Consider the following 26,012-nt stretch of genomic DNA (forward strand, 5'->3'; position numbering starts at 1 on the left):
GATGCTCCGACGGGGTGCCGCAGCAGCAATCCAAACGATGCCTGTTCGGTGCACTCAAGGGTGCCTTGCTCAACGTCACGCACGGCCGGCTAAAAATAGCGGCAACCTCAGACATACCAGCAACCGAGTGCTCAATGCCGTTTATTTAGGTAGGTTGATTCTTCCGGAATCGCCCCCTGTGCCGGTTGCCGGTCCGCCTTCTTTGGCCTCCGGAACGGAGATCGCAGGAGGAAGCGTGATAAAAAATTTTTCGCGGGAATCGCGCTCAACCACAGTAACAAAGACGTACTCTGGCTTGAATTCATCAATCAACTGGGCAAATTTTTCAGGCGTCTTCACGTCGTGCCAACTAATTTGCAGAACATCGCTGAACGTTGCCGCCATGAAGGGGGACATTGCAATCCCAAATGAATCCCTCAGCCAGAGGACTTTTTTATAATTGAGAGCGCCTTCCGATGTAACCAAAATTGGTTCTGCGAGTGCCCCCACCACGGGGTTACCGCCAGGGCGAATAGAAGTTTTGGTATGTAAATAGAATTGCGTGGTCTGGACCGACAGGTCCGACACGCGGACAACCGGCTCAACATCCGGGAGATCACGGATTCGCAGGAAATTTGCCAAGTCACCGCCCGCTCTCGGCTCGACACGAATGATTTCATAGGCAGTCTCTGGTGGCCACCTTAACTCTGGAGCAGCCTCGGCAACCTGCCGACCAAATGCGCGAAACGCAATTCCCGCGCCCAGGCGATTCCAGTGAGTATCCGCCTTGTAGTAAAGCGCTTCCAACTGAAGGGCCTTAGCGACCAGCAAAGGCTTTCTGAGATCGATATAACGGAGTTCTCCCGTTCCGGCAAACAAGGTGTCCGCAACGTTGGGCGACGGCGGCCTCGCCCAAACGGGCAACTGATCAGGGTATATGGAACCCTTGTTCGGCCCTACCATGATCCTGAATAGCTTGACGCCTTTGCCTGAAAGATACGCGTCCCACGCTTGCGCAGCGCTTCCAATTTTTTCCCCTAAGGCGCGGTCAGCCTCTGTTGGGGGACTTCGGTCCACAGTTAATGTTTGCCCCTCTTTATCACCCAGGTAAAGCCAACCATCGCGGCCGATGATCACTTGTTTCGGACTCACGCTGATGCCGTACGGATAAAGCAATCTGGAAATCCGGTTCACGGCAAAATCCATGTTGTAGAAAAAAGCCTTCGACCATTTCAAGCTCGCTAAATCAGGCACGGAGAGAATGTTGATCACAGGAATAATCAACAAGCTAACGAAAAAAGACAGAAAAACCAATACTCGATTTTTCACAATTGGGTCGAATTAAAAATTGAAATAGAGAAACACAGAACTGGTTGTTGCCAAGGTGAAGTACATCCCAACCGAGAGCAGGGCAGCCGCGTGGATCAACTTCACGGTTCCGACAGGGCTGCTTATGATCTCCATCGAATTTCGTTGCGCAATTATTACGAAGGCCGCCACAATTGCCACATAAGGTGGGATCTGCCAAAGAAAACTTGCGAGGAAAATCTTCCACGACGTATCGGGGTGTACGCCTGCCCAAGCAAGATTGGACGTGAAAGTCAAAGCTGTCGGGTGGGCGAAAATCGAACCAAAATCAACCATTCCACTCAATACACGCATGGCATCGCCCAGTGTCTTTGCGCGGAAGAATACCCATGCGACATTTACAAAAGCAAAGGTCACAATCCACGCCAGCAACGGAGGCATCGGACGATTGAGTGTTTTCCAGAGTCGGTTGATGACAACGGCGCAACCATGCACGGCACCCCAAATCACGAACATCCAGGTCGCGCCGTGCCACAAGCCGCCCAGCAAAAAAGTAATGAAAAGATTCAGGTAGGTGCGATGTCCCGCATGCCGATTTCCGCCTAGAGGGATGTAAAGATAATCGCGCAGGAAGCTGCTCAGAGTGATGTGCCAGCGGCGCCAGAAGTCCTGAATGTCCAGGGCCTTATAGGGGGAATTGAAGTTGATGGGGAGCTGGATATTGAAGAGCAAAGAAGCCCCCATCGCCATGTCGCAATAGCCGCTGAAATCGAAGTAAAGCTGAAATGTGTACGACAGGCTTGTTTTCCACGCATCAAAGAATCCAAGATCCCTTCCACCATCGAACCCGGCCGTCGCCCAGATCGCAAAACTGTCGGCGATGACAACTTTCTTGAACATCCCGATGGAAAAAATAAACAGGCCCTTCAGGATATTTGAGTATCGCCGCATCATTGTCCAGCGCGAGGAGAACTGCGGCATGATCTGGCGATGATGAACAATCGGCCCCGCTATGAGATGCGGGAAAAAAGTCACAAATAGCGAGTAGTTCAGCAAGCCGTACTCGGCTGTCTCCCCCCGATAACTATCCACCAGATAGATGATCTGGGTAAAAGTAAAGAAACTGATTGCCAGTGGCAAGACAGTATCCGGGAAGTAGTAGCCCGTTCCAAAAAGGACGGCATTGACGTTGCTGAGCAGGAAGTCCGTGTATTTGTAATACCCAAGCGCGAGCAGATTGGCCGCGATACCCAAAACGAGAACACGGCGCCGGTCAAAACCAGGTTGAGGCTTCCCCACCCCCTGAAGAGATTTCTCGTACGTCCGGGCCAACCATGACCCGATAACGAAATTCAGGAAAATTGATCCCAAAATTAGCGGCAGGTACTTGATATCCCAATAGGCATAGAAAAAAAGGCTGGCGGCCACCAGCCAGGCTTTTCCCGCGGTAATAAGGCGGCGGTGATTGAGCCAAAAATAGACAAAAAACGAGACCGGCAGGAATACCAGGATGAACTGCCAGGAATTAAAAATCATATTTGGTGCTGCCAGCTAGACGCGAGCGAGACAGGACTGTCGAGCACAGGGAAGAACGACGTGAAGACGAAGGAGCAATTCCGCTTGCGGGTTTGTAGTTCGGCATGGCGCGTTGCGCATGCGGGCAATGGGTTTGGAACATTTCATATTCGCCTGAACCAGCCCGAATTATGGCTGCTGCTGCGCATGACTTGTTGATTTGGCAAGCGCGATGCGCGGTATTTGGAGAATGTCAAACACAAAGATCCATTCATCGAAACCTGCATGCTTTACAGATCGTATCCGCAGCGGGCTTGCAGGGCCTGCACCTGCAGCAATTAGCGGCGTTTCTCATCTTGACGGGGCGCCGCCGGGCGATATATTTCGACTAGCGGACGTTACGACGACAAGCCATTGTGCAGCGCTGAATCTTGCCAGTCACCTCCCGAAAGGACCCACCATGCATTTGTCGTTACCAGCATCCTTTACCGCCATTGCTTTCCTGCTGATCTCCGCCTGCAGCAGCACTCCCGCGACCAGCCAGGCACCCGAACCCGCCCCCGTCTCAAGCCGCTGCAACGCCGCCCCAGCCCAGTTCTCCGTGGGCCGCAATGCGGATGCCGCGCTTGAAAATGAGGCGCGCACGCGCGCCGGCGCGAAGGCGGTGCGGGTGCTCAGGCCCAACCAGGTCGTGACCATGGAGTTCAATGCCGAGCGGCTCAACCTCACGGTCGATGACGCGGGCCGGGTGACACGAGTCAGCTGCGGTTGATGAGCCCTGCGCGATCAATACGCTGAATCAGCGCTTGCCTTTGGCGGCTTGCTGAAGCTGCCGTTTGCGTTTGGCCTTGTTGAGGGATTCGGGTTCGGGCGGGCGGTTGCGCAACGCCAGGGCCTCGCGCTCCTCGGCCGCTTTCTTGCGCTTCTTGTCGCGGAAATGCACAAAGAGCCGGCCCAGGCCGAAACTGATGGCGCAGCTGACAACCAGAAAAATAAGGGCGGGAGTTTCCATGCGTAAAGGGCCGCGCTGCTCAGCCGGCCAGGAACAGTGACTGCAAATCGTTCAAAAAATCAAAACCGCGCTCAGTGGGCTTGACGCGCGCGAAGTCGCGCTCGATCAACCCTTTACGCTCGGCTTCTTCGAGGCCCTGCTGGATGGCGGTGATGGGCAGGCCGGTTTTTTCGGTGAAGTCCTGCAGCTTGAAGCCCTCGCGCAGGCGCAGGGCGTTGAGCATGAATTCAAAAGGCAGGTCGGCGCGGCTGACTTCGGTCTCTTGCGTGACGGCTTCGCCGGCCAGGGATTTTTCCATGTAAAGCCTGGGTTCGCGATAGCGCACCTGGCGCACCACGCGGTGGGCAAAACTAAGCTTGCTGTGGGCGCCCGCGCCAAGCCCCAAGTAATCGCCGAACTGCCAGTAGTTGAGGTTGTGAAAGCACTGGTGGCCGGCTTTGGCATAGGCCGACACTTCATAGCGCCGCAAGCCGGCGGCCTCGGTCAGCTCGGTGATTTTGTCGAGCATGGCGTAGGCCGTGTCTTCCTCGGGCACCACGGGCGGGAATTTCGCGAAGTAGGTGTTGGGCTCTATCGTGAGGTGGTAGATGGAGATGTGCGGCGGCTGCAGGGCCAGGGCCTGGCGCATATCGCGCTCCAGGCTTTCCATGGTCTGGCCGGGCAGCGCATACATGATGTCGAGGTTGAAGGTGTCAAAGGCCTGCGCGGCTTCCTCGACCGCGACGATGGCCTGGGTGCGGTCGTGCACGCGGCCCAGGGCCTTGAGGTGCTGGTCGTCAAAGCTTTGCACGCCGACGGACAGGCGGGTGACGCCCGCCGCGCGAAAGGCCTTGAAGCGGTCTTTCTCAAAGGTGCCGGGATTGGCTTCGAGCGTGATCTCGCAATCTGCTTCAAGCCGCAAGCGCGCGCGTATGTCGCCCAGCAGGCGGTCTATGGCCTGTGGCGAAAACAGGCTGGGCGTTCCGCCGCCTATGAAGATGCTGTGCACGGTGCGGCCCCAGACCAGGGGCAGCGCGGCCTCGAGGTCAGCGATAACCGCATCTATGTAGCGCTGCTCAGGCATTTCGCCGACAGCTTCGTGCGAATTGAAGTCGCAATAGGGGCACTTGCGTATGCACCAGGGCAGGTGCACATAGAGCGACAGCGGCGGCAACGCAGCCAGCTGCAGCGTGCCGCTGCGCATGTAGTGCTGGATGTCTTGCTGCGCGGCCATGGCGGGTGTCAGGCTGCGGGCAGCCATTGTTCGCGCATCAGCTCGATCATGCGGCGCGCGGCCTTGCCGCGGTGGCTGTTGGCGTTCTTGACCTCAACGGGCAGCTGCGCGAAGGTTTTGCCGAACTCGGGGATGTACATCACCGGATCGAAGCCAAAGCCGTTGTCGCCGACGGGCGCCGGTGCAATCTGGCCCGCCACGCGGCCGGAGGCGATCAAGGGCTCGGGGTCCTTGTCGGATCGCACGGCCACCAAGGTGCTGACCAGCGCGGCGCGGCGCTCGGTGGGATCCGTCAGGTGGGCCATCTGCTCAAGCAAGGCCTTGACGTTGTTGTCGTCGCCCTTGGTGTAGCCGAAGCGGGTAGCGTAAAACGCGGTGTCGACGCCAGGCAGGCCGCCGAAGGCGTCGACGCACAGGCCCGCATCGTCGGCCAGCGCGGGCAGGCCGCTAAGCCGGGAAGCCTGGCGGGCCTTGGCGAGGGCATTCTCGACAAAGGTTCGGAAAGGCTCTTCGGCTTCGGGCAGACCCAGCTCGGCCTGGCTCACGAGTTCCAACCCCAGGGGCGCGAACATGGCCTTGAGCTCGGCGAGCTTGCCGGGGTTGTTGGAGGCCAGTACGATTTTTTTCATGGACGGCGGGCGGTCAACCGGCCAGTGCCTGCTTTTGCAGGCTCACCAGCTCGGTGATGCCTTTTTCGGCGAGCACCAGCAGCGCGTCCATTTCCTTGCGCGAGAAGGCCGCGCCTTCGGCCGTGCCCTGCACTTCGACGTAATTGCCGGCGCCGGTCATGACGACGTTCATGTCGGTGTCACAAGCGGAGTCCTCGGTGTATTCGAGGTCCAGCAGCGGTGTGCCCTGCACGATGCCGACCGAGATGGCGGCGACGTGGTCGATGATGGGGCTTTGCGTGAGCTTGCCGCCGGCGATCAGGGTGTTGACCGCGTCCTGCGCGGCGACAAAGGCGCCGGTGATGCTGGCGGTGCGGGTGCCGCCGTCGGCCTGGATGACGTCGCAGTCCAGGTGGATGGTGCGCTCGCCGAGTTTCTTCAAGTCAAACACCGAACGCATGGAACGACCTATCAGGCGCTGGATTTCCTGGGTGCGGCCGCTTTGTTTGCCGCGGGCGGCTTCGCGGTCGCTGCGGGTGTGGGTGGCGCGGGGCAGCATGCCGTATTCGGCAGTGACCCAACCTTCGCCGCTGCCTTTTTTGTGGCCGGGGACTTTTTCCTCGACGGAGGCGGTGCACAGCACCTTGGTGCCGCCGAACTCGATCAGCACCGAGCCTTCGGCATAAGCGGTGTAGTGGCGAGTGATGCGCACGCTGCGCAGGGCATCGGCGGCGCGCGCGCCGCTTCGTTCAAACTGGCTCATGGGAATGGCTTTCTGGCAAAAACGCCGGGGGATCAGCGAAGTGAAAAAAGTGGGGAAAAGCGGGACGGCCAGCCGGCGCCTGCAAAAGGCCGCCGGTATCAGGCTTTTCTGGCGGCCGAGCGGCGTATGGCTTCGTTGATCTCGGCGATCGAGCGCTCTATGGTGGCCTCGTCGAGGTCGTCGACCACCGAGTCGAGTACGCCGGCCTGGATGGTGGAGGCGAAGACGCCGTCCATGATGCTGTCGGTGGACACGCCGCGGGTGGATTCGAAGGCGTCCGGGGTTTCCCACTCCATGGCCAGCACGGTGACGTTATCGCTATGCTCGCCGCCGGTGCGCAGGGCGTTCTCGACCAGGTCAGGCACCGCGTCGGACACACCCTTGCTGGCCAGCTGGCGCACGATCTCGGCGTCGCTGAGGCTGCCCCAGAGGCCGTCGGAGCACAGCAGCAGCTTGTCGCCTTGCTGCAGGGTGACGGGGCCGGCGACGTCGAAGACGGGCTTGGTCGGCGAGCCCAGGCAGGTGAAGAGGATGTTGCGATTGATGCGCTCGAGCTTGATGACGCCGGCGCTTTGCTGCTCAAGGTAGGAGTGGTCACGGGTGCGCGTGAGCAGTTCGCCATCGCGCACGACGTAAAGGCGCGAATCGCCGCAGTGCACCCAGGTGGCGCCCGTGCCCTGCAGGATGGCGGCCACCAGCGTGGTACGCGGGGTGTCCAGCATGCCTTTTTCGCTGGCGTAGCGGATGATCTGGTGGTGCGCCGCCATCAGGGCGGTAGAGAGGAATTCTGTGGTGTCCTCAATGACGGGGCGTGCTTCCTTCTGGTAGAGCGCCGAGATGGTCTGCAGGGCGAGCTGGGCCGCCACTTCGCCTTCAGGATGGCCGCCCATGCCGTCGGCCAGCACGAAAAGACCCGATTCGCGCGTGTAGCAATAGCCCATGCGATCTTCGTTCTTCTCGCGCCCGCCTTTGCGGCTGACCTGAAAGACTGAGAATTTCATTTGAATTTGGTCGCGTAGCCGGTGGCCTTGCGCGCGGATTTTTTGGTGTCGGACACCATGTTGTCAAACTGCAGGCGAACCTTTTCGCTGACGGTGAGCTTGGTGTAGCGGCGCTCGCCTTCCCGGCTCAGTTCTTTTTGCAGGGCGAAGACCGACTGGGGCCGTGACAGCGGATCGAGGGACATGCACCACTCTACAACTTCGATCAGGTTATCGGAATAGACGCCGCGCAGCCGCGACAGGGCAAGCGACAGACGGTCTTTTTCGAGGCGCTGGGGCGCGTCGTTGGGCGGATAGCCCTGCATGGTGGCGTAAATGCAGGCGCCAATCGCGTAAATATCGGTCCAGGGGCCCATGGAGGAGTCGCGGCGGTACATCTCGGGCGCGGCGAAACCAGGCGTGTACATGGGGCGGATGAAGTTGCCTTCCTTGCTCAGCACCTCGCGGGCGGCGCCGAAATCGATCATCACGGCGCGGTTGTCGTCGGTGATGAAGATGTTGGCGGGCTTGATGTCCAGGTGCAGCATCTTGTGCTGGTGCACGATGCGCAGGCCGCGCAGGATCTCATCGAACAGCGAGCGTATGGTCGATTCGCGGAAGACCTTCTGCTTTTTGAGTTCGCGGGCCGTGATGATGAAGTCCTGCAGGGTGCCGCCCTCCAGGTAGTTCATCACCATGTAGACGGTTTCGTTCTCGCGAAAGAAGTTCAGCACGCTGACCACGGAGCCGTGCGAAATCTGGGCGAGGGAGCGGCCTTCCTCGAAGAAGCTCTTGAGCCCCAGCCGGTACAGCGAGAGTTTTTCGGGCTGGACCTGGGGAAGCAGTTCGCCCGGCGAGCGGCTGGCCAGGGAGGACGGCAGGTATTCCTTGATGGCGACCTGCTGGCCCTCGTTGTCGACGGCCAAGTAAACTACCCCGAAGCCCCCGGCCGAAAGCTTTCGCACAACACGATAGCCACCAATCACGGTGTCGGGCGGCAATGGTGCAGGCTTGACCTTTGACATAATTTGGGGCTGCCCAGACGTGACAATGTCAACCTGGGTCTTGTTTCTCTCTCTAGTCTAGTAAAGCGTATCTAAAAATGTCAGTTTACAGCATGACGGGTTATGCGACCGTGCAATCAAGCATGCCGCAATCCGCCCCGGAAACTGAATCGGGCCCGGACGCCAGCTCCCGCCTGGGCGTCGAAATACGCTCCGTCAACAGCCGCTTCCTGGACCTGGCTTTCCGCCTGCCCGACGAGCTGCGGCAGGCCGAACCGACGCTGCGCGAACTGCTGACCGGCAAACTCAAGCGCGGCAAGGTCGAAGTGCGGGTTTCGCTGGAAAGCGCCTCGTCGGGCACCCTGCGCGCGCCCTCCTCGGCCACCTTGCAGCGCCTGGGCTCGTTGGAGGACAGCATCAAATCCTGGCTGCCGCAGGCCGGGACGCTGAGCGTCGCAGATATTCTCAGAATTGCGACGAATGAAGACAAAAAACCACACGACTACAGCGAAGAGCTGCTCAAGCTGGCCAAAAAAGCCCTGAAAGAGCTGATGGCGGCCCGTGAACGCGAGGGCGCCCGCCTGGCCGAGATGCTGCTGGACCGCACGGCGCAGCTGCGCGCCCTGGCCGCGCTGGCGGTGCCCATGGTGCCAAAGCTGGTGGAGCAGCAGAAAAACCGCTTCCTGGAGCGCTGGAAAGAGGCCATGGCCCTGTCCGACGGCAGCACGCTGCCGGAAATCGCCCAGGACCGGGCCCTGACCGAGGCCACGGCCTTCGCCATACGCATAGACGTGGCCGAAGAAATCACCCGGCTGTCGTCGCACCTCGACGAAATCGACCGCCTGCTGGCCAGCGGCGGGGAACTCGGCAAGCGCCTGGATTTCCTGATCCAGGAACTGCACCGCGAAGCCAATACACTGGGTTCCAAATCCGCGTCCCTGGAGCTGACCCGCATCTCGGTGGACATGAAGGTACTGATCGAGCAGATCCGCGAGCAGGTCCAGAACATCGAATAGCCCCCGGCCACCCTCTCATATACATAAACGCACACCGCCTCGAACGCATGGACTATCCCGGAAACCTATTTGTCGTGGCCGCCCCCAGCGGGGCGGGCAAATCCAGCCTGGTCAAGGCCTTGATGGAGCTGGATTCAGGCATCCAGCCTTCGGTGTCGCACACCACCCGCCCCCCGCGCGGCCAGGAAAAGCACGGCAGGGAGTACTTTTTCCTGTCACCCGAGGAATTCGACGGCATGGTGGCGCGCGACGCCTTCCTGGAATGGGCCCATGTGCACGGCCACCGCTACGGCACCTCGCGCCAGAACATTGAGGAGCGGGTGGCCCACGGCGCCGATGTGATCCTGGAAATCGACTTCCAGGGCGCCATCAACATCAAGCGGATTTTTTCCAATGCGGTGCTGATCTTCATCCTGCCGCCCAGCTGGGAAGAACTGCGCTCCCGCCTGCAACGGCGCGGCGAGGACAGCCCCGAGGTCATCGAGTTGCGGCTCAAAAATGCGGCCCTTGAGATGGCCCAGGCCCGGGAGTTCGACTTCGTTATAATCAACGAGTTGTTTGAGCGGGCGGTTTTCGACCTGAAAACCATTGTGCATGCCCAGCGGCTCAAGTTTTCGGCCCAGCGGCGTGCCCGTGCCGAGACCTTCCAGGCCCTTCAAATTCCCTGATTTCAGCGCTTTTTCCCTTATCGATCACACCGGAGATCACCATGGCCCGCATTACCGTCGAAGATTGCCTCGAGAAAATCCCGAACCGCTTCCAGTTGGTGCTGGCCGCCACCTATCGCGCGCGCATGCTCAGCCAGGGCCATGCGCCCAAGATCGAAAGCAAGAACAAGCCCGGCGTGACCGCCCTGCGCGAAATCGCCGAAGGCAAGATCGGCCTGGAAATGCTGAAAAAAGTCCCCACCTGAGACACCGTTCAGCTTCGCAAAAAGCACCGAATATCGGTGCTTTTTTCATTTTCGGATGGCTAAAGGCCATTTTTTTTACGTTTTATTCATGCCGCGATACATTTAAGGCATGAGCGCCATGCTTTCGCCTGTTGTTGCCAGCAAATCGACCCCGGCCGCCGCCAATGCCGCGGCCGCGAGTTTTGCCGCGCTCACGGCCAGGTTGGACTACATGAGCGCCGCCGACATCGACAATGTCCGCCGCGCCTACCGTTTTGCCGACGAGGCCCACCTGGGCCAGCTGCGCAACAGCGGCGAACCCTACATCACCCACCCGATTGCCGTGGCGCAGCAGTGCGCCGAATGGAAGCTCGATGCGCAGGCCCTGATGGCGGCCCTGCTGCACGATGCGATTGAAGACTGCGGCGTCACCAAACCCGAGTTGATAGACCGCTTCGGCGCCCCGGTGGCAGAGCTGGTGGACGGGCTGACCAAGCTCGAAAAGCTGGAATTCAACACTCGCGAGGAAAACCAGGCCGAGTCCTTTCGCAAGATGCTGCTGGCCATGGCGCGCGATGTGCGGGTCATCCTGATCAAGCTGGCCGACCGCACCCACAACATGCGCACACTGGGCGACGTTCCGCGCGCCAAGTGGACACGCATCTCGCGCGAAACCCTGGACATCTACGCACCCATCGCCCACCGCCTGGGCCTGAACACCACCTACCGCGAACTGCAGGATCTCTCCTTCCAGCACCTGCACCCCTGGCGCTACGCTACCCTGACCAAGGCGCTGCAAAAGGCGCGTGGCCGCCGCCGCGACGTGATCAAGCGGGTGCAGAGCGAGGTTGAATCGGCCTTTGCCAATGCACAGGTGCCCGTGGTCATCTCGGGGCGCGAAAAGACGCTGTATTCCATCTACCGCAAGATGGACGAGAAACACCTGTCCTTCGCCCAGGTCACCGACCTCTACGGCTTTCGGGTGATCGTGAAGGACCTGACCGCCTGCTACACGGCCATGGGCGTGCTGCACCAGCTCTACAAGCCGCTGCCCGGCAAGTTCAAGGACTACATCGCGATTCCCAAGATCAACGGCTACCAGTCGCTGCACACCACGCTGGTCGGCCCCTTCGGCACCAACATCGAGTTCCAGATGCGCACCGAGGCCATGCACGTGGTGGCCGAGTCCGGCGTGGCGGCCCACTGGCTTTACAAGGCCACCGACCCGGACAGCGACGCTTCGCAGCGCCTGGGCACGCAGTGGCTGCAGTCGTTGCTTGATATCCAGCAGGAAACGCGCGATGCCGCCGAGTTCTGGGACCACGTCAAGATCGACCTGTTCCCCGAGGCGGTGTATGTGTTCACGCCGAAAAGCCAGATCATGGCCATGCCGCGCGGCGCGACCATCGTCGACTTCGCCTACGCCATCCACAGCGACGTGGGCCACCGGGCCGTGGCCGCCAAGGTCAACGGCGAGCAGGTGCCGCTACGCTCCGAACTGCACAACGGCGACGTGATCGAGATCATCACGGCTTCCGTCTCCAGCCCGAATCCGGGCTGGCTGGGCTTTGTGCGCACGGGCAAGGCGCGCTCCAAGATTCGCCACCACCTCAAGACCATGGCGCTGTCGGAATCGCAGGACCTGGGTGAAAAGATGCTGGCCCAGGCGCTGCGCGCCGAGGGCATAGAGCGCGAGCGCCTGCCCGAGGACGACGAGGCCCACCACGCGACCTGGGAAAAAATCCTGCGTTTTACCGGCAACCGCTCGCGCGCCGACCTGCTGACCGACATCGGCCTGGGCAAACGGATCGCCAGCATGGTCGCCAAGCGCATCGTGACCCTGCTGGCCGAGACCGGCGAAAAACCGAACGCGCTCTTGATGAGCCGCGAACGCTACACGGCCCACGAGTCGGTCTCGCAAGGCGGCCTGGTGATAGACGGCAGCGAAGGCGCCTCCGTGCAGTTCGCGCCCTGCTGCCGGCCCATCCCGGGCGACGGCATCGTCGGCTACCTGGGCCGCGGCGAGGGCTTGGTGATACACACCGACGACTGCGCCGTCGCCAAACGCCTGCAGCACCGCGACAGCGAGCGCTTCATTGCGGTCGACTGGTCGGACGAACCGGTGCGCACTTTTGAGACCAACCTGCTGGTCACGGTGTCCAACGGCAAGGGCGTGCTGGCCAGGGTAGCGGCCGCGCTGGCCAGCGCCGAAGCCGACATCACCCACGTCGACATGGAGCAGGAACCTTCACACGACGCGACCGACCTGCGCTTTGGTGTCGCCGTGCGCGACCGCGTCCACCTGGCCTCGGCCCTGCGCAGCGTCAAGCGCACGCCTTCGGTTCTCAGGGTTCAGCGGGCGAAATCGACCGGATAGTCCGCTCTCTAGCCGGCTGTCCGCTCATCGGGCGCCGGATAGTCCACCTTGAGCACCTCTAGCGTCTGCACGCCTTGTGGCGTCACGAGGCTGACCTCATCGCCCACGCGCGCCTTGAGCAGCGCCCTGGCCACGGGCGATATCCAGCTGATCTGCCCCAGGGCGCTGTTGGCCTCGTCGATCCCGAGTATGGTCACGACGCGTTCGACGCCCTCGTCATCCGCATAGGTTACGGTGGCGCCGAAAAAAGCCTGGTCGCTGCCGTGGTGGATGGAGGGATTGCTGACTTCCGCGATTTCCAGCCTTTTTGTCAGGAAGCGGATGCGCCTGTCGATTTCGCGCAGGCGCTTTTTGCCGTAGTGGTAGTCGCCGTTCTCCGACCGGTCGCCGTTGCTGGCGGCCCAGTGAACGACCTCGACCATCTTGGGCCGCTCATTGTCTATCAGGTCCAGCAGCTCGCCGCGCAGGCGCTCGTAGCCCTGCGGCGTGATGTAGTTTTTGCCCCCGCCGGGCAGGGGCGCGAGTGCGGGTTCGTCGTCCTCGGACTCGTCGGTTTCTTTGGTAAAGGCTTTGTTCATGCTCCGGCCACCTTAGCATTCATGGCCGCCAGCCGCGAATGCCCCTAAAAATCTTCCATCCTCAGGACCAGGGGATTGTCAGGCGTGTAGTTCGTGCCCGCCACGACCAGGTCGGCGGCCCGGGCGTGGATCATCTCGGCATCCAGCTCATAGGCTTTTTTCAGGGAGTCCCCCGGCGCAGCGCCGAAAAATTCCTGCATCACCTCGCGTGAAATCTTCACGGGAATCGCCTGGCCCGCATGCGAGATCCCAAAACTGAGCCACTCGCCGTGATCCTCAACCTTCAGTGCTTCCATGTCTCTCCTCCGGAATGAGCTTCCAGAATAGCGGAGCACCCGCCGGCCGTACAGCCCATCCGGAGCCGCGAGGCCCCAGGAAAACCACTAAAACCCAGGCAGAAAGAAAAATAGCCTAGAGGGGTGAGCCTCTAAGCTATTGAAATCACTAATGAAAGTGGTGCGGCTGGCAGGAATTGAACCCACGACCCCTTGGTTCGTAGCCAAGTACTCTATCCAACTGAGCTACAGCCGCTAAGCCTCAAATTATAGCTTATTTAAATGGTAGGGCGTGAGTGACTTGAACACTCGACCAAAGGATTATGAGTCCTCTGCTCTAACCAACTGAGCTAACGCCCCACACAAGAGGGAGATTGTAAGGGCGTCTGAGGCCTGTTCTCGGGCCTACTTGCTGTGGCTGAGCGCGGTACTGACCAGTTTGGAGGTGATGTCGACAATCTGGATCATTTTTTCGTAGGGCATGCGCATGGGACCTATGACACCCAGCGTGCCCACGACCTGGCCGTCGACCTCATAGGGCGCGGTCACCACCGACAGCTCCTGGTAGGGAATGACCTGGCTTTCGCCGCCGATGTAGATGCGAACGCCTTCAGCGCGGCTGGACACGTCGAGCAGGCGCATCAGCTGCGCTTTTTGCTCGAAGAGGTCGAACAGCTTGCGCAGGTTGCCCATGTCGCCGGAGAAATCGCTGACGGCCAGCAGGTTGCGTTCGCCGGAGATCACGACCTCGTCGCGCGATTCGATGGCCTCGGAGCTGACCTTGACCGCGGCCTGCATCAGGGTGGCGATCTCGCCGCGCAGCGCCTCGACCTCGTTTTTCAGGCGCTCGCGCACTTCCTCGATGGCCATGCCGGCGTAGTGCGAATTGAGGAAATTGGCGGCCTCCACGAGCTGCGACTGGGTGTAGTCGGCCTCGGTGAAGATAACCCGGTTCTGCACGTCGCCGTCGGGCGAGACGATGATCACGAGGAAGCGTTTTTCCGACAGGCGCAAAAATTCGATATGGCGGAACACCGAGGTCCGGCGCGGCGCCATGACCACGCCGACGAACTGCGAAAGGCTGGAAAGCATGTGTGCCGCGTTGCTGAGCACCTTTTGCGGCTGGTCGGGCGCCAGCCGGGGAGCGCCTATCTGGCCGGCGGCGGCGAACGGTTCGCGCTGCGTGGTCAGCATGGTGTCGACAAAGAGGCGGTAGCCGCGCGCCGTGGGAATACGGCCAGCCGAGGTGTGCGGGCTGACGATCAGGCCGAGCTCCTCGAGGTCGCTCATCACATTGCGTATGGTCGCGGGGGAGAGCTCCAGGCCCGAGGCCTTGGACAGCGTGCGTGAACCGACCGGTTGCCCGTCGGCAATGTAGCGCTCCACCAGCGCCTTGAGAAGCAACCGCGCACGATCATCAAGCATGCCGACATTCTACGAAGCCTGGGCCGGATGTTGTGATGTAATTTGCCGATGAAGTCGCAATTCCGCCATGTCGCCCTGATCGGCAAGTACCACGCGCAAGGTTCCCGGTCGGCGCTGGAGGATATCGCGCAATTCCTGGGCACCCAGGGCTGCGAGGTGGCGATAGAGCAGGACACCGCCAGCAACACCGGCCTCACGCAATTCCCGACGCTGGACGCGGCCGGCATAGGCGCCCAGTGCGACCTGGCCCTGGTGGTCGGCGGCGACGGCACCATGCTAGGCATAGGCCGGCTGCTGGCGCAGTTCGGCATCCCGCTGGTGGGCATCAACCAGGGCCGGCTCGGCTTCATCACGGACATCGCCTTCGAGGGCTACCAGAACACGCTGATTCCCATGCTGCGCGGCGAGTACGAGGAAGACCGCCGCTGGATGATGCAGGCCAAGGTGGTGCGCGACGGCCGCTGCGTCTTCAGCGCCACCGCCATGAACGACGTGGTGGTCAACCGCGGTGCGACCGCCGGCATGGTGGAACTTCGCGTGGAGGTCGACGGCCGCTTCGTGGCCAACCAGCGCGCCGACGGCCTGATCATCGCCTCGCCCACCGGCTCCACAGCTTATGCGCTGTCCGCCGGCGGCCCGCTGCTGCACCCCTCGATTGCCGGCTGGGTGCTGGCGCCGATTGCGCCGCACACCCTGTCGAACCGGCCCATCGTGCTGTCCGACTCGGGGGAGATCACGATTGAAATCGTCGCCGGCCGCGACGCCAGCGCGAACTTCGACATGCAGTCGCTGGCCAGCCTGCTGCACGGCGACCGCATCACCGTCAGGCGTTCGGAGCACCAGATGCGTTTTCTGCATCCCAAGGGCTGGAGCTACTTTGACACCCTGCGCAAAAAACTCCACTGGAATGAAGGCGGGGCCTGAAGGGCCCGAATCTACCTTATGAGCCTCAAAAGCATCTCGCTTCGCGACTTTGTCATCGTCCACGAACTCGAACTGGACCTGTCCGGCGGGTTCACGGTGCTCACCGGTGAGACCGGCGCCGGCAAATCCATCCTGATCGACGCGCTGCAACTGGCCCTGGGCGCACGCGCCGATGCCGGCGTGGTGCGTGAAGGCGCGGCGCGCTGCGAAATCAGCGCCGAATTCGACAGCCCCCAAAGCCTGGCCCCCTGGCTGGAACAGGCCGGCTTCGACGGCGGCGACACCCTGCTGCTGCGCCGCACGGTAGACGCGCAGGGCAAAAGCCGCGCCTGGATCAACGGCAGCGCGGCCACCGCCACCCAGCTCAAGGAGATCGCCGACCAGCTGGTCGACATCCACGGCCAGCATGCCTGGCAGAGCCTGACCCGCCCCGATGCGGTGCGCGGCCTGCTGGACTCTTATGCCGACGTCTCCACGGACGAGCTCTCGCGCCGCTGGCAACAGTGGCGCCTGGCGCAAAAAACACTGGCTGAGGCACGCGATGCCCAGGACAGCCTGCAGCGCGAACGCGAGCGCCTGGCCTGGCAGATCAGCGAAGTAGACAAGCTCGCGCCCGGCGCCGACGAGTGGGACGAACTCAATGCCCAGCATGGACGCCTGTCGAATGCCCAGGCCCTGCGCGACGCGGTGCAAACCGCCGTCGACGCGCTGCAGGAATCCGACGACAACGCCAACGCGCTGTTGGGCCGCGCGATCACCGCATTGCAGAACCAGGAACACATAGAGCCCGAATTCAAGGCCATGGTCGAAGTCCTGAACGGTGCGCTGGCGCAGATGGAAGACACCGTGCACTCGCTCAACGGCTATGCCCGCCATGCCGAGCTGGAGCCGCAGCGACTGGCCGAACTGGACGAGCGGCTGTCGCTGTGGGTCAGCCTGGCGCGCCGCTACAAACGCACGCCGGCCGAGCTGCCGGAGCTGCTGGCCTCCTGGCAGGCCGAATTGCAAAAACTCAATGCCGCGGCCGACCTGGCCCAGCTGGAAAAAAACGAGGCCCAGGCCAAGGCCGCCTACCTCGAGGAAGCCGGCCAGGTGTCCAAGGCCCGGGCCAAGGCCGCGCCCAAGCTCGCCAAGGCCATCACCCAGGCCATGCAGGGCCTGGGCATGCAGGGCGGTAAATTCGACGTGGCGCTGGCCAAACTCGAACAACCGGCCCAGCACGGGCTGGAGCAAGCTGAATTCCTGGTGGCCGGCCATGCCGGCAGCACGCCGCGCCCGGTTGGCAAAGTAGCTTCGGGCGGCGAGCTGTCGCGCATCGCGCTGGCCATTGCCGTCACCACCAGCCAGCTCGGCCAGGCCGAAACCCTGATTTTTGACGAAGTGGATTCGGGCGTGGGCGGCGCCGTAGCCGAAACCGTGGGTCGCCTGATGAAGCAGTTGGGCAAGGACCGTCAGGTCATGGCCGTTACCCATTTGCCCCAGGTGGCGGCCTGTGCCGACCAGCACCTGGTGGTGGCCAAGCGCGCCGAAAATGGCGTCACCCTGAGCGCCGTGGACCACGTCAACGGCGAACAGCGCGTGGCCGAAATCGCCCGCATGCTGGGCGGCGAGCGCCTCTCTGGCACCACGCTGGCCCACGCCAAGGAAATGCTGGGGCAGTGATGGCGGCGCTGGAAATGGTCCTCATCACCGGCATGTCGGGCTCGGGTAAATCCGTGGCCCTGCATGCGCTGGAGGACGCCGGTTATTACTGCGTCGACAACCTGCCCCCGGAACTGCTCACGCCCTTCGTCGCGCTGGAACAGCAGCACGGCGCGCAAAAGGTGGCGATCGCCATGGACGTGCGCAGCGCCACCTCGCTGCCGCTGGTGCCCCAGCAGCTGCGGCAGCTGCGCGAATCCGGCGTGGTGGTGCAGTCGCTGTTCCTGGACGCCAACACCGAAATCCTGGTGCGCCGCTTTTCGGAAACGCGCCGGCTACACCCGCTGTCGCGCATAGACGCCTCCGACCAGCATCGCGCGCTGGTGGACGCCATCGAGCTGGAACGCGAGTTGCTCGGTGAAATGCGCGAGCAGGCCCATGTGCTGGACACCAGCATGATCCGGTCGTCGCAGCTGCAGGGTTATGTGAAATCGCTGATTTCCGCGCCCATCACGCAGCTCACGCTGGTGTTCGAGTCTTTCGCGTTCAAGCGTGGCGTGCCGCTGGACGCCGACTATGTGTTCGACGTGCGCATGCTGCCCAACCCGCACTATGAGTCTGGTCTGCGCGCGCTGACGGGACGGGACCAGCCCGTGGCGGACTACCTCAGGGGCCATGCCGAAGTCGGCGAAATGTTCAGCCACATCGAGCAATTCCTCAAGCACTGGCTGAATGCGCTGGTGCGCGACCACCGCAGCTATGTGACGGTCGCCATAGGCTGCACCGGCGGCCAGCACCGCTCGGTTTACCTGGTCGAAGAGCTGGCGGTGACTTTCAGCCCGCACTGGCGCACGCTGAAGCGGCACCGCGAACTGGACGCCGGCTAGGGCTTTTCGGAAACGAGAGCCGGCCTCAGGCGTCTTGCGCGAGCAGCTTGCGTATGGGCGCGGGCAGGCCCAGGCCGGGCCAGGCATCAGGGCTGAACCAGGCGCCCGGCCGCTCCTCCGACACCATGGCCTTGGGCAAGGCCTGGCCGGCGCCAAGGCCCGCAACCCACGGCGACAAATACAAATCCTTGTGTGTCAGCACATGGACAAACTGCGGCAGCGGGTCGAGCCGGGATTGCAGCGAAGCCGGCAGCACCGCCTTGAGTTCGTCATCGCTGTCGAACACGGGCAGGCAATACAGCCCGCCCCAGACACCCCGGCCCGGGCGCCTTTCCAGCCAGACGGAACCGTCGGGCCGCTGCACCCACAGCAGGCTCAGGCTCTGGGCGCTGCGCTTGAGCTTGCGGGTCTTGACGGGGTATTTCCCGGGCTCGCCCTCGGAAAAACCGCGGCACAGCTTCTGGACGGGGCACAGCAGGCACTGCGGCTGGCGCCCAGCGCAAATCGACGCGCCCAGGTCCATCAGCCCCTGGGTGTAACGCGGCATGGTTTCGGAAAGGTTTCGCTTGGGCAGCAGCTCCGTCGCCAGGTTCCACAATGCTTTTTCATTGGCGCTTTGGGCCAGGTCGGCGGAGAAGCCCAGCACCCGCGTGAGCACCCGCTTGACGTTGCCATCCAGGATGGCGACACGCTCGCCAAAGCAAAAAGAAGCAATCGCGGCCGCCGTCGAGCGGCCTATGCCGGGCAGGGTCTGGAGCTGCTCCGCCGTGCCCGGAAATTCCCCGCCGTGCAGGGCCACCAGGTCTTTTGCGCAGCGGTGCAGGTTGCGCGCGCGGCTGTAATAACCCAGCCCGCTCCACAGGCCCAGCACTTCATCTTCGCTCGCGGCGGCCAGCTGGGCGACCGTGGGGAAACGCTGCAGGAATCGCGCGTAGTAATCGAGCACGGTCGCGACCTGGGTCTGCTGCAGCATGATTTCGGACAGCCAGACGCGATAAGGATCGCGCGTGTTCTGCCAGGGCAGGCTATTGCGCCCGTGAGTACTTTGCCAGCGGACGATTTCCGCGGAAAAACCAGCAGGCAAGGCTCAGGCTGCCTCGGGCAGGGCCGTATTTCTGGCGGCCGCAGCGGCGCCCTGCGCCTTGTCCTGCGCCGAGGGGCCGCCCATCAGGTGTGCGGTCAGCTCGGTGAGCTTGGTGTCCAGCTCATTGAGCACACCCTCCTGCTCGTCGATCTCGGCGATGCGCTCGTCCAGGCCCGATGCGGCCTGCTGGATGCGTTCAATCGCCTCCAGCCTGCGCCCGAAATTGCGGCGCCGCTCACGCAGTTGGGCATCCAGTTGCGAGGCCGCCGATTTGTTCCAGAGCTCGACCTCGCCCAGCGCGGTTTCATAGACCACGCGCAGGCGCGTGGCCAGCGCGCGCACCAGGCGCTCGGAAAAGTCCGCCTGCGACAGCTTGATCACATTGCCGAGCCCGAGATACTGCAGGTGGCTGCGCTCTATCTGCTCGAGATCGTGTTCGTAGCGAATCAGCTCCGGCTCCTTGGGCGCCTGCAGCGAGAAACTGAATTCGGAGTTGAGCTGGCGGAAGGACGCGGTCAGCATGGACTGGATTTCGCCGCTCAGGACCTGGGATTTCTGCAAGCCCTCGCGCAGGCGCGAGAAAGTCTGTCCATAGGCTTTCTTGACGCCCAGCTTGATGCCCGGCTGCTTCAGCGCGTTCGTGAGCTCAGCCAGTTCGGCCTTGAGAGTGGGTGTGCTAAGCAGGTTGAACAGGTCGCGCAGCATCTTGAGGTGCACCGAGCGCACCGCGTGGATCTTGGAGCCGCTGGTGTCGAATTCGGCCTGCTCCTGCTCGATGCGGCTGCGCATGTGCTTGATCACCGAAACGTTTTTGCCGCGCAGGCCGCGCAACTCGATCATCTGCTCGGCCAGGTCGCGCCGGCGTATGTGCATGGCGCGCCCGGCCTCCGTCCTGAGCTCGCCGATGCCTGCGGCCACCGCCGAGCGCAGGATTTTCTGGCGCTGGCCCATCACGCCCTGCCCCAGCGCCAGTTCAAGCGCCGGCAGGTGGCTGGCCTCCAGCAAGGCCTTGTCACGGGTCACCTTGGCCACCAAGCCCTTCTGGGCCGAAACGGGAATGACCTGGGATTCCGGCAAACCCAGAATTTCGGCCGAGGTCGCGCGTTGCCTGTCGATCTGCGCCTTGACCTGCTCGGGCGTGCTCAGCGCGTCCCAGAGCGTGTCTATCTTGTTCAGGACCACCAGGCGCGCGTCGCTGCCGTCGCCCTCGGTGATCAGGTGCTCGCGCCAGATGGACAAGTCGGACTTGGTGACACCGGTGTCGGCCGCCAGGATGAACACTACGGCATGCGCCTGGGGAATCAGGCTCACGGTCAGTTCGGGTTCCGCGCCAATGGCATTCAGGCCGGGCGTGTCGAGGATCACCAGGCCCTGCTTGAGCAGCGGGTGCGCGATATTGATGAGCGCGTGGCGCCACTTGGGCACTTCGATCAGGCCGTCGGAGCCGGCCAGCGGGTTGTCGTCGGGGCTGTTGTCGTGCCAGAAACCGAGCGCGCGCGCCTCGTCCTTGGTGACGTGCCGCACTTCGGCGACTTTTTCCAGGGCCTGGGCCAGCTGCGCGGGATCGTTGACGTCCAGATCCACCCGTGTCCACTTTTCGGGCGCCGAACGCCACTCCATCAGCGCCTGTTTCTGCAGCCGCGTCTCTATGGGCAGCAGGCGCAAGCATGGCGGAACGTCCGCGTCGTAACCGAGCTCGGTCGGGCACATGGTGGTGCGGCCGGCGCTTGCCGGCATGATGCGGCGGCCGTAGCCGGCGAAAAAGATCGCATTGATCAGTTCGGATTTGCCGCGCGAGAATTCCGCCACAAAAGCCACCATGACCTTGTCGGAGCGCACCTGCGACTCCAGCCGCTGCAGGCGCTCCTCGACGGCCGCGTCGAGCAGGTCATGGTCTTTCATCCACTCAGCAAGCAGCTTCAGGCGAAGCGCAAATTCGCGCCGCCACTGCCCATGCTGGTCAAATTGTTCGTTAAAAGACATCGGTCTTCCGTTAAGTGTGGTCGGTCAATATAGCATCGCAGCCCCGAAAGGCCTATTGGCGCGACTACGGACCCGGCTTCAGGGTTTCTGGCAGGTCGCGCAATAAAAAGTGGAGCGCTGGCCCTGGCGCATACTTTTGATGGGCGCGGCGCAGACCCGGCAGGGCTGGCCGGCCCGATCGTAAACCATGGCCTCCAGCTGGAAATAGCCCGATTCGCCCCAGGCGTTGGAGAAGTCCCGCAAGGTGCTGCCGCCCTTTGTAACAGCCTGCGCCAGCACCTGGCGTATGGCCGCGTGGAGCAGGGCCGCGCGCGGCTTGCTGATGCGGCTGGCCCGCGTGGTGGGGCGAATGCCCGCCAGGAACAGGGCCTCGGAAGCGTAAATATTGCCGACGCCCACCACCGCCTCCCCGCCCAGCAGCAGCTGTTTGATGGGCGTCTGCCGCAATTTGAGCGCCTGGTGAAAGCCAGCCGCGTCGAAAGCCTCGCTGAGCGGCTCCACGCCCAGGCGGCCGAGCAGCTTTTGCGCGGCCGGGGCGTTTTCGTCGCTGGCATAGACAACCGCACCAAAACGGCGCGGATCGTTGAGCCGCAGGGTTCCCAGGCTGGTGACCATCTCGAAGTGGTCGTGCTTGCCCGGCGTGGGAAGGCCGGCGCCAAAACTCACGCTGCCGGACATGCCCAGGTGAATCAGCAGCAGGCCGTCGCTCAGGTCCACCAGCAGGTATTTGCCGCGTCGGCGAACCGCCAGCACCTGCCGGCCCACAAGCTGGTGCGGCTGGCAGCCCAGCGGCCAGCGCAGGGGCTTGCCCATCTCGACGCGCTCAATGCGCGCGCCCGCGATGCGGTCCGCAAAGCTCAGGCGGGTGACTTCGACTTCCGGCAGTTCAGGCATAGGTTTTGCAGCTGGGGGCGCCGGTCTGCGGGCGCAAGGTGATCGACGGCAGCGCGGGGCCGGCACAAAAGCTTTCATGACAGCCGGGTAAAGCGGGAGCGCCGCGAGGGAGCATCAATTATCATGGTTCGATGAAGAAAAAAACTGGCCTTGCCGGCCTTGCCCTCAGCGGCCTGTGGTTTGTCGTCCCCCTGGTACTTGCGCAGACCGACGAGCCTGTGTCCGCCGCCCCTGCCACGCTGGGCGAAGCCAAGGCAGTGCAGGAGGCCGCGCCGTCGTCCCTTCTGGACAGCGCGCTGTTCTACCAGTTGCTGGTCGGCGAAATGACCCTGCAGGACGGCGAGCCCGCAGCAGGCTTCGCCCTCATGCTGGACGCCGCCCGGAAAACCGGCGACGCCCAGCTTTACCAGCGTGCCACCGACATTGCCCTGCAGTCGCGCTCGGGCGACGCTGCCTTGCAGTCTGCACGCGCCTGGAAGCAGGACCAGCCGACCTCGCGCGAGGCCAACCGCTACGTGCTGCAGATTCTGGTGGCGCTCAACCGGATCACCGACACGGTGGAGCCGCTGCAAACCGAAATCAAGCTGGCCCCGGACGTGGAGCGGCCCGCCGTCCTGAGCGCAGTGCCGCGCGTGTATGCCCGCGTGGCGGACAAAAAACTGGCGAGCACCGTGGTGGAAGAAGCGCTTGCCGACTACCTGGGCACACCCGCCACCGCCGGCGCCGCCTGGACTGCGGTTGGCCGCATGCGCCTGGCCGCCGGCGACGCCAGCGGGGCACTGGCGGCGGCCAGGCGCGGCCAGGCCGCCGCGCCGCGTGCCGAGGGCCCGGCCCTGGTGGCACTCGAGTTGATGGACCCCAAGATGCCCGAAGCCGAAGGCGTGGTCCGCGGCTATTTCGAAGGCAATCCCAAGGCCCTGCCTGAAATCAGGATGGGTTATGCCCGGGCCCTGCTGGATGCCCAGCGTTATGCCGAAGCCTCCGCCCAGTTGCAAATCGTGACGCGCGACAAACCCGACATGCCCGAGGGCTGGCTGGTGCTGGGTTCCCTGCAGCTGCAGGACAACCAGCTGGCGCAGGCGCAAAGCTCGCTGGAGCGCTACGTCGGCCTGGCGCAGCAGCAGACTTCCGAGGGCGAGCGCAACCGCGGCCTGGCCCAGGCCTACTTGTCGCTCTCGCAACTGGCTGAAAAACGCAAGGATTACGCCGCGGCGGAAAGCTGGCTCGCCAAGATCGACAACCCTTCCGACCTGGCGCTGGCGCAGACCCGGCGCGCTTCCATCCTGGCCAGCCAGGGCAAGCTCGACGAGGGCCGCCAGCTGATCCGTAAGCTGCCCGAACGCAATGCGGCCGAGGCCAGGGTGAAGCTCAATGCCGAAGTGTCCCTGCTGCGTGAATTCAAGCAGTACCAGCTGGCCCACGAGGTGCTGGCGCAGGCCCTGGCCAAGACGCCGGACGAAACCGAGCTGCTCTACGACCAGGCCATGATGGCCGAGAAGCTGGGCAAGCTCGACGAAATGGAAAGCCTGTTGCGCAAGGTCATCCAGCTCAAGCCGGACTACCACCACGCCTACAACGCCCTGGGCTACTCGCTCGCCGATCGCAGCGTGCGGCTGCCCGAGGCGCGCGAATTGATCCGCAAGGCACTGGAATTCGCCCCCGCCGACCCTTTTATCGGCGACAGCCTGGGCTGGGTGGAATTTCGCATGGGCAACAACGCCGAAGCCGTGAAAATTTTCGAGACGGCCTACAAGGCCAAACCCGATGCCGAAATCGCGGCGCATTTCGGCGAAGTGCTGTGGGCCATGGGCCAGCGCGACCGCGCCATCGCCATCTGGAAGGAAGGCCGGCTGCTCAATCCCGAAAACGAAACACTGCTAGAGACGCTCAAGCGCCTGCGCGTGAAGCTGTAATCCGGAACACCGACCTTGCCGCTTACCCTCTCTATGCGCCCGGCCCGGCGGGCCCTTGTTTTTGCGGGCTTTTTCACGGCATTCTTTCTGGCCGGCTGCGCGCAAACGCCACGGGCCACGGCCCAGGACGGGCTCAAAAACGAATTCTGGACCGGCCGCATCAGCCTGCAGGTGCAGAGCGAGCCGGCACAATCTTTTTCAGCCAGTTTTGAACTCAGGGGCGGGGTCGAACGCGGTGAGCTTTCGCTGGTCAGCCCCCTGGGCAATGTGCTGGGCGTGCTGCGCTGGGCGCCCGGCGAAGCTCTGCTGGATTCGGGCAATGGCAAGGTCCAGCGCTTTGCCTCCGTCGACGAGCTGATGGCCCAGGCCACGGGCGCGGCCGTGCCGCTGGGCGCGCTGTTTGCCTGGCTGCGGGGCGACAATGCCGCCGCCAGCGGCTGGTCGGCCGATCTCTCCCGCTACCAGGACGGCCGCATTTCGGCCAAAAGGTCCCAGCCGGCGCCTCAGGCCGACCTGCGCGTCGTGCTCGACCAGTAGCTGCCCCGCCCTTGCACTGGCTCTTCTGTTTTTATGACTTCAACCGATTCCGCCTCCAGCCCCATGCCCCCGCTCAAGGCCCTCTATGATGTGCCGGCGCCGGCCAAGCTCAACCTTTTTTTGCATATCACCGGCCGCAGGCCCGACGGCTACCACCTGCTGCAGTCCGTTTTCATGCTGATCGACTGGTGCGACACCCTGCACTTTGAACTGCGCAGCGACGGCCGGATCAGCCGCGAAGACCTGGAAACCGACGGTCAGGCGGCCGAGGCCCTGCCCGCTGACGACCTGGCGGTGCGCGCAGCCAGGGCGCTGCAAGCCGCCTGCGGCACCTCGCTGGGCGTGCATATCGGCCTGCAAAAGCGGATTCCCTCCCAAGCCGGTATGGGCGGTGGCTCGTCGGACGCGGCCAGCTGCCTGCTGGCACTGCAGCGCTTGTGGGGTGTGCGCCTGCCGCCCCAGGAACTGCAGGCCCTCGCACTCTCGCTGGGCGCCGACGTGCCTTTTTTCCTCTCGGGCGGCCATGCCTGGGTGGAAGGCATAGGCGAGAAAATCACCCCGCTGGCCCTGCCGCCAGCCCATTTTCTGGTGCTCAAACCGGCAGCCGGGCTGCCCACCCAAGGTATTTTCAGCGCCCCAGGGCTCAAACGCGACACAGAAACTGCTACAATCCAAGGCTTTGCTGCAAATGCTGAAGGCCAGTCGAAATCGTTTGATTTCGGATTCGGCCGCAACGACTTGCAGCCGGTAGCGCAGGAGATGTGCCCGCAGATAGGCCAATCGCTCGATTGGCTCAAAAGCAGACATCTTCAAGGGCGCATGACCGGCTCCGGAAGTGCTGTATTTGCGCAACTGCCGCATGGAACAGATTTGCCGGACACCTCAGGATTGCCTGAGGGCTGGAAAGTCCGCAAATGCGGTAATTTGGAAGCGCATCCCCTGGCCGGTTGGTAAAATAACCGCTCTCGAAATGTGCTTCCAAGCGACCATAAATGAATAAGTTATAGGTCTGTTGTTGGCAACAACAACTGTCCTGTGTAGGGGTGTCGCCAAGCTGGTTAAGGCACCGGATTTTGATTCCGGCATTCGCAGGTTCGAATCCTTCCACCCCTGCCAAATTTAAGACTGTGGGCCACAGCCCCGGTGTTGCGGACCCGCCCGGAGCGGGCCCGCGTGACTCCTGACAGACCCGCATGATGTGTAT

General features: G+C 62.7%; 25 protein-coding genes and 3 tRNA genes. 12 read left to right on the top strand and 16 right to left on the bottom strand.

Going from position 1 to position 26,012, the window contains the following annotated elements:
* Positions 1-141: 141 nt before the first annotated feature.
* Both ACEN8I_RS00440 and ACEN8I_RS00445 read right to left on the bottom strand, forming a co-directional pair.
* Complete coding sequence (locus ACEN8I_RS00440) at positions 142-1,308, bottom strand: alginate O-acetyltransferase AlgX-related protein (protein ID WP_413325157.1); 1,167 nt, start codon at positions 1,306-1,308, stop codon at positions 142-144.
* Positions 1,309-1,320: 12 nt separating this feature from the next.
* Positions 1,321-2,823 carry an MBOAT family O-acyltransferase gene (locus tag ACEN8I_RS00445; RefSeq protein WP_413325160.1) on the bottom strand — a complete coding sequence of 501 codons (1,503 nt, stop codon included), beginning with the start codon at positions 2,821-2,823 and terminating at the stop codon, positions 1,321-1,323.
* A 439-nt stretch (positions 2,824-3,262) separates the two neighbouring features.
* Between ACEN8I_RS00445 and ACEN8I_RS00450 the strand changes: the two genes are divergently transcribed.
* Entirely contained in the window at positions 3,263-3,574 is a 312-nt protein-coding gene (locus ACEN8I_RS00450; RefSeq protein ID WP_413325162.1) for an I78 family peptidase inhibitor, read from the top strand.
* Between the two features lie 27 nt (positions 3,575-3,601).
* Here ACEN8I_RS00450 and ACEN8I_RS00455 read toward each other — a convergent pair whose 3' ends face one another.
* The 6 genes from ACEN8I_RS00455 to ACEN8I_RS00480 all read right to left on the bottom strand — a co-directional run bounded on the left by ACEN8I_RS00455 (position 3,602) and on the right by ACEN8I_RS00480 (position 8,403).
* Entirely contained in the window at positions 3,602-3,814 is a 213-nt protein-coding gene (locus tag ACEN8I_RS00455) for a hypothetical protein (protein WP_413325164.1), read from the bottom strand.
* 19 nt (positions 3,815-3,833) lie between these two features.
* The gene (gene hemW, locus ACEN8I_RS00460) at positions 3,834-5,054 is read right to left on the bottom strand and encodes a radical SAM family heme chaperone HemW (protein ID WP_413325166.1); all 1,221 of its coding nucleotides are present in this window, start codon (positions 5,052-5,054) and stop codon (positions 3,834-3,836) included.
* Complete coding sequence (gene rdgB, locus ACEN8I_RS00465) at positions 5,036-5,656, bottom strand: RdgB/HAM1 family non-canonical purine NTP pyrophosphatase (protein WP_413325168.1); 621 nt, start codon at positions 5,654-5,656, stop codon at positions 5,036-5,038. The genes hemW and rdgB overlap by 19 nt, the downstream gene beginning before the upstream one ends.
* Before the next feature lie 13 nt (positions 5,657-5,669).
* Positions 5,670-6,398, bottom strand: a complete 729-nt coding sequence (rph, locus tag ACEN8I_RS00470; protein WP_413325171.1) for a ribonuclease PH — start codon at positions 6,396-6,398, stop codon at positions 5,670-5,672.
* A 98-nt stretch (positions 6,399-6,496) separates the two neighbouring features.
* Complete coding sequence (locus tag ACEN8I_RS00475; RefSeq protein WP_007874749.1) at positions 6,497-7,399, bottom strand: PP2C family protein-serine/threonine phosphatase; 903 nt, start codon at positions 7,397-7,399, stop codon at positions 6,497-6,499.
* The gene (locus ACEN8I_RS00480) at positions 7,396-8,403 is read right to left on the bottom strand and encodes a serine/threonine protein kinase (RefSeq protein ID WP_007874747.1); all 1,008 of its coding nucleotides are present in this window, start codon (positions 8,401-8,403) and stop codon (positions 7,396-7,398) included. The genes ACEN8I_RS00475 and ACEN8I_RS00480 overlap by 4 nt, the downstream gene beginning before the upstream one ends.
* A 77-nt stretch (positions 8,404-8,480) precedes the next feature.
* Here ACEN8I_RS00480 and ACEN8I_RS00485 point away from each other — a divergent pair, with 77 nt between their 5' ends.
* The 4 genes from ACEN8I_RS00485 to ACEN8I_RS00500 all read left to right on the top strand — a co-directional run bounded on the left by ACEN8I_RS00485 (position 8,481) and on the right by ACEN8I_RS00500 (position 12,667).
* Entirely contained in the window at positions 8,481-9,398 is a 918-nt protein-coding gene (locus tag ACEN8I_RS00485; RefSeq protein ID WP_413325174.1) for a YicC/YloC family endoribonuclease, read from the top strand.
* Positions 9,399-9,445: 47 nt separating this feature from the next.
* Complete coding sequence (gmk, locus tag ACEN8I_RS00490; protein ID WP_413325176.1) at positions 9,446-10,066, top strand: guanylate kinase; 621 nt, start codon at positions 9,446-9,448, stop codon at positions 10,064-10,066.
* A gap of 41 nt (positions 10,067-10,107) precedes the next feature.
* On the top strand, positions 10,108-10,311 hold the full coding sequence (rpoZ, locus tag ACEN8I_RS00495; protein WP_007874743.1) for a DNA-directed RNA polymerase subunit omega: 204 nt from the start codon (positions 10,108-10,110) through the stop codon (positions 10,309-10,311).
* 109 nt (positions 10,312-10,420) lie between these two features.
* A complete protein-coding gene (locus ACEN8I_RS00500) occupies positions 10,421-12,667 on the top strand; it encodes a RelA/SpoT family protein (protein ID WP_413325179.1) in 2,247 nt (748 codons plus the stop codon).
* An 8-nt stretch (positions 12,668-12,675) separates the two neighbouring features.
* On the opposite strand, the gene greB is transcribed toward ACEN8I_RS00500, so the two are convergent.
* The 5 genes from greB to hrcA form a co-directional block, all read right to left on the bottom strand.
* Positions 12,676-13,245: a transcription elongation factor GreB gene (gene greB, locus ACEN8I_RS00505; RefSeq protein ID WP_413325181.1), complete on the bottom strand. Its 570-nt coding sequence runs from the start codon at positions 13,243-13,245 to the stop codon at positions 12,676-12,678.
* A 44-nt stretch (positions 13,246-13,289) separates the two neighbouring features.
* Positions 13,290-13,541, bottom strand: coding sequence for a hypothetical protein (locus ACEN8I_RS00510; RefSeq protein WP_413325183.1), 252 nt, complete (start codon positions 13,539-13,541; stop codon positions 13,290-13,292).
* Between the two features lie 158 nt (positions 13,542-13,699).
* A tRNA-Arg gene (locus tag ACEN8I_RS00515) sits at positions 13,700-13,776 on the bottom strand.
* 27 nt (positions 13,777-13,803) lie between these two features.
* A tRNA-Ile gene (locus tag ACEN8I_RS00520) sits at positions 13,804-13,880 on the bottom strand.
* 45 nt (positions 13,881-13,925) lie between these two features.
* A complete protein-coding gene (gene hrcA / locus ACEN8I_RS00525; protein ID WP_413325185.1) occupies positions 13,926-14,945 on the bottom strand; it encodes a heat-inducible transcriptional repressor HrcA in 1,020 nt (339 codons plus the stop codon).
* Between the two features lie 48 nt (positions 14,946-14,993).
* Here hrcA and ACEN8I_RS00530 point away from each other — a divergent pair, with 48 nt between their 5' ends.
* Genes ACEN8I_RS00530 through rapZ form a run of 3 tightly spaced genes read left to right on the top strand, consistent with a single transcriptional unit; the run spans position 14,994 to position 18,397 of the window.
* Positions 14,994-15,869, top strand: a complete 876-nt coding sequence (locus ACEN8I_RS00530; protein WP_413325187.1) for an NAD kinase — start codon at positions 14,994-14,996, stop codon at positions 15,867-15,869.
* 18 nt (positions 15,870-15,887) lie between these two features.
* On the top strand, positions 15,888-17,531 hold the full coding sequence (recN, locus tag ACEN8I_RS00535; RefSeq protein WP_413325189.1) for a DNA repair protein RecN: 1,644 nt from the start codon (positions 15,888-15,890) through the stop codon (positions 17,529-17,531).
* Positions 17,531-18,397 (top strand): RNase adapter RapZ, encoded by an 867-nt coding sequence (gene rapZ / locus ACEN8I_RS00540; RefSeq protein WP_413325191.1) that lies wholly within the window; start codon positions 17,531-17,533, stop codon positions 18,395-18,397. Before recN ends, rapZ begins: the two co-directional genes overlap by 1 nt.
* A gap of 25 nt (positions 18,398-18,422) precedes the next feature.
* On the opposite strand, the gene mutY is transcribed toward rapZ, so the two are convergent.
* The 3 genes from mutY to mutM form a co-directional block, all read right to left on the bottom strand.
* Positions 18,423-19,481: an A/G-specific adenine glycosylase gene (gene mutY, locus ACEN8I_RS00545; protein ID WP_413325192.1), complete on the bottom strand. Its 1,059-nt coding sequence runs from the start codon at positions 19,479-19,481 to the stop codon at positions 18,423-18,425.
* Between the two features lie 3 nt (positions 19,482-19,484).
* The gene (locus ACEN8I_RS00550) at positions 19,485-21,464 is read right to left on the bottom strand and encodes a dynamin family protein (protein WP_413325194.1); all 1,980 of its coding nucleotides are present in this window, start codon (positions 21,462-21,464) and stop codon (positions 19,485-19,487) included.
* Between the two features lie 78 nt (positions 21,465-21,542).
* The gene (gene mutM, locus ACEN8I_RS00555; RefSeq protein ID WP_413325196.1) at positions 21,543-22,358 is read right to left on the bottom strand and encodes a bifunctional DNA-formamidopyrimidine glycosylase/DNA-(apurinic or apyrimidinic site) lyase; all 816 of its coding nucleotides are present in this window, start codon (positions 22,356-22,358) and stop codon (positions 21,543-21,545) included.
* Positions 22,359-22,489: 131 nt separating this feature from the next.
* On the opposite strand from mutM, the gene ACEN8I_RS00560 reads away from it, so the two are divergent.
* The 4 genes from ACEN8I_RS00560 to ACEN8I_RS00575 all read left to right on the top strand — a co-directional run bounded on the left by ACEN8I_RS00560 (position 22,490) and on the right by ACEN8I_RS00575 (position 25,924).
* Entirely contained in the window at positions 22,490-24,271 is a 1,782-nt protein-coding gene (locus tag ACEN8I_RS00560) for a tetratricopeptide repeat protein (protein WP_413325198.1), read from the top strand.
* Positions 24,272-24,286: 15 nt separating this feature from the next.
* Positions 24,287-24,808 carry a lipoprotein insertase outer membrane protein LolB gene (locus ACEN8I_RS00565; RefSeq protein ID WP_413325200.1) on the top strand — a complete coding sequence of 174 codons (522 nt, stop codon included), beginning with the start codon at positions 24,287-24,289 and terminating at the stop codon, positions 24,806-24,808.
* 33 nt (positions 24,809-24,841) lie between these two features.
* Positions 24,842-25,762 (top strand): 4-(cytidine 5'-diphospho)-2-C-methyl-D-erythritol kinase, encoded by a 921-nt coding sequence (ispE, locus tag ACEN8I_RS00570; RefSeq protein WP_413325202.1) that lies wholly within the window; start codon positions 24,842-24,844, stop codon positions 25,760-25,762.
* A gap of 85 nt (positions 25,763-25,847) precedes the next feature.
* Positions 25,848-25,924: transfer RNA gene (locus ACEN8I_RS00575), tRNA-Gln, on the top strand.
* Positions 25,925-26,012: the final 88 nt, after the last annotated feature.

It is taken from the genome of Polaromonas sp. CT11-55 (genome assembly GCF_047303325.1).
Lineage (GTDB): Bacteria > Pseudomonadota > Gammaproteobacteria > Burkholderiales > Burkholderiaceae_C > Polaromonas.

Bases quoted from the DNA above. Each gene is read 5' to 3' on its own strand.
- ACEN8I_RS00445 (WP_413325160.1), bottom strand. From the start codon at position 2,823: ATGATTTTTAATTCCTGGCAGTTCATCCTGGTATTCCTGCCGGTCTCG.
- ACEN8I_RS00450 (WP_413325162.1), top strand. From the start codon at position 3,263: ATGCATTTGTCGTTACCAGCATCCTTTACCGCCATTGCTTTCCTGCTG.
- ACEN8I_RS00455 (WP_413325164.1), bottom strand. From the start codon at position 3,814: ATGGAAACTCCCGCCCTTATTTTTCTGGTTGTCAGCTGCGCCATCAGT.
- hemW (WP_413325166.1), bottom strand. From the start codon at position 5,054: ATGGCTGCCCGCAGCCTGACACCCGCCATGGCCGCGCAGCAAGACATC.
- rdgB (WP_413325168.1), bottom strand. From the start codon at position 5,656: ATGAAAAAAATCGTACTGGCCTCCAACAACCCCGGCAAGCTCGCCGAG.
- rph (WP_413325171.1), bottom strand. From the start codon at position 6,398: ATGAGCCAGTTTGAACGAAGCGGCGCGCGCGCCGCCGATGCCCTGCGC.
- ACEN8I_RS00475 (WP_007874749.1), bottom strand. From the start codon at position 7,399: ATGAAATTCTCAGTCTTTCAGGTCAGCCGCAAAGGCGGGCGCGAGAAG.
- ACEN8I_RS00480 (WP_007874747.1), bottom strand. From the start codon at position 8,403: ATGTCAAAGGTCAAGCCTGCACCATTGCCGCCCGACACCGTGATTGGT.
- ACEN8I_RS00485 (WP_413325174.1), top strand. From the start codon at position 8,481: ATGTCAGTTTACAGCATGACGGGTTATGCGACCGTGCAATCAAGCATG.
- gmk (WP_413325176.1), top strand. From the start codon at position 9,446: ATGGACTATCCCGGAAACCTATTTGTCGTGGCCGCCCCCAGCGGGGCG.
- rpoZ (WP_007874743.1), top strand. From the start codon at position 10,108: ATGGCCCGCATTACCGTCGAAGATTGCCTCGAGAAAATCCCGAACCGC.
- ACEN8I_RS00500 (WP_413325179.1), top strand. From the start codon at position 10,421: ATGAGCGCCATGCTTTCGCCTGTTGTTGCCAGCAAATCGACCCCGGCC.
- greB (WP_413325181.1), bottom strand. From the start codon at position 13,245: ATGAACAAAGCCTTTACCAAAGAAACCGACGAGTCCGAGGACGACGAA.
- ACEN8I_RS00510 (WP_413325183.1), bottom strand. From the start codon at position 13,541: ATGGAAGCACTGAAGGTTGAGGATCACGGCGAGTGGCTCAGTTTTGGG.
- hrcA (WP_413325185.1), bottom strand. From the start codon at position 14,945: ATGCTTGATGATCGTGCGCGGTTGCTTCTCAAGGCGCTGGTGGAGCGC.
- ACEN8I_RS00530 (WP_413325187.1), top strand. From the start codon at position 14,994: ATGAAGTCGCAATTCCGCCATGTCGCCCTGATCGGCAAGTACCACGCG.
- recN (WP_413325189.1), top strand. From the start codon at position 15,888: ATGAGCCTCAAAAGCATCTCGCTTCGCGACTTTGTCATCGTCCACGAA.
- rapZ (WP_413325191.1), top strand. From the start codon at position 17,531: ATGGCGGCGCTGGAAATGGTCCTCATCACCGGCATGTCGGGCTCGGGT.
- ACEN8I_RS00550 (WP_413325194.1), bottom strand. From the start codon at position 21,464: ATGTCTTTTAACGAACAATTTGACCAGCATGGGCAGTGGCGGCGCGAA.
- mutM (WP_413325196.1), bottom strand. From the start codon at position 22,358: ATGCCTGAACTGCCGGAAGTCGAAGTCACCCGCCTGAGCTTTGCGGAC.
- ACEN8I_RS00560 (WP_413325198.1), top strand. From the start codon at position 22,490: ATGAAGAAAAAAACTGGCCTTGCCGGCCTTGCCCTCAGCGGCCTGTGG.
- ispE (WP_413325202.1), top strand. From the start codon at position 24,842: ATGACTTCAACCGATTCCGCCTCCAGCCCCATGCCCCCGCTCAAGGCC.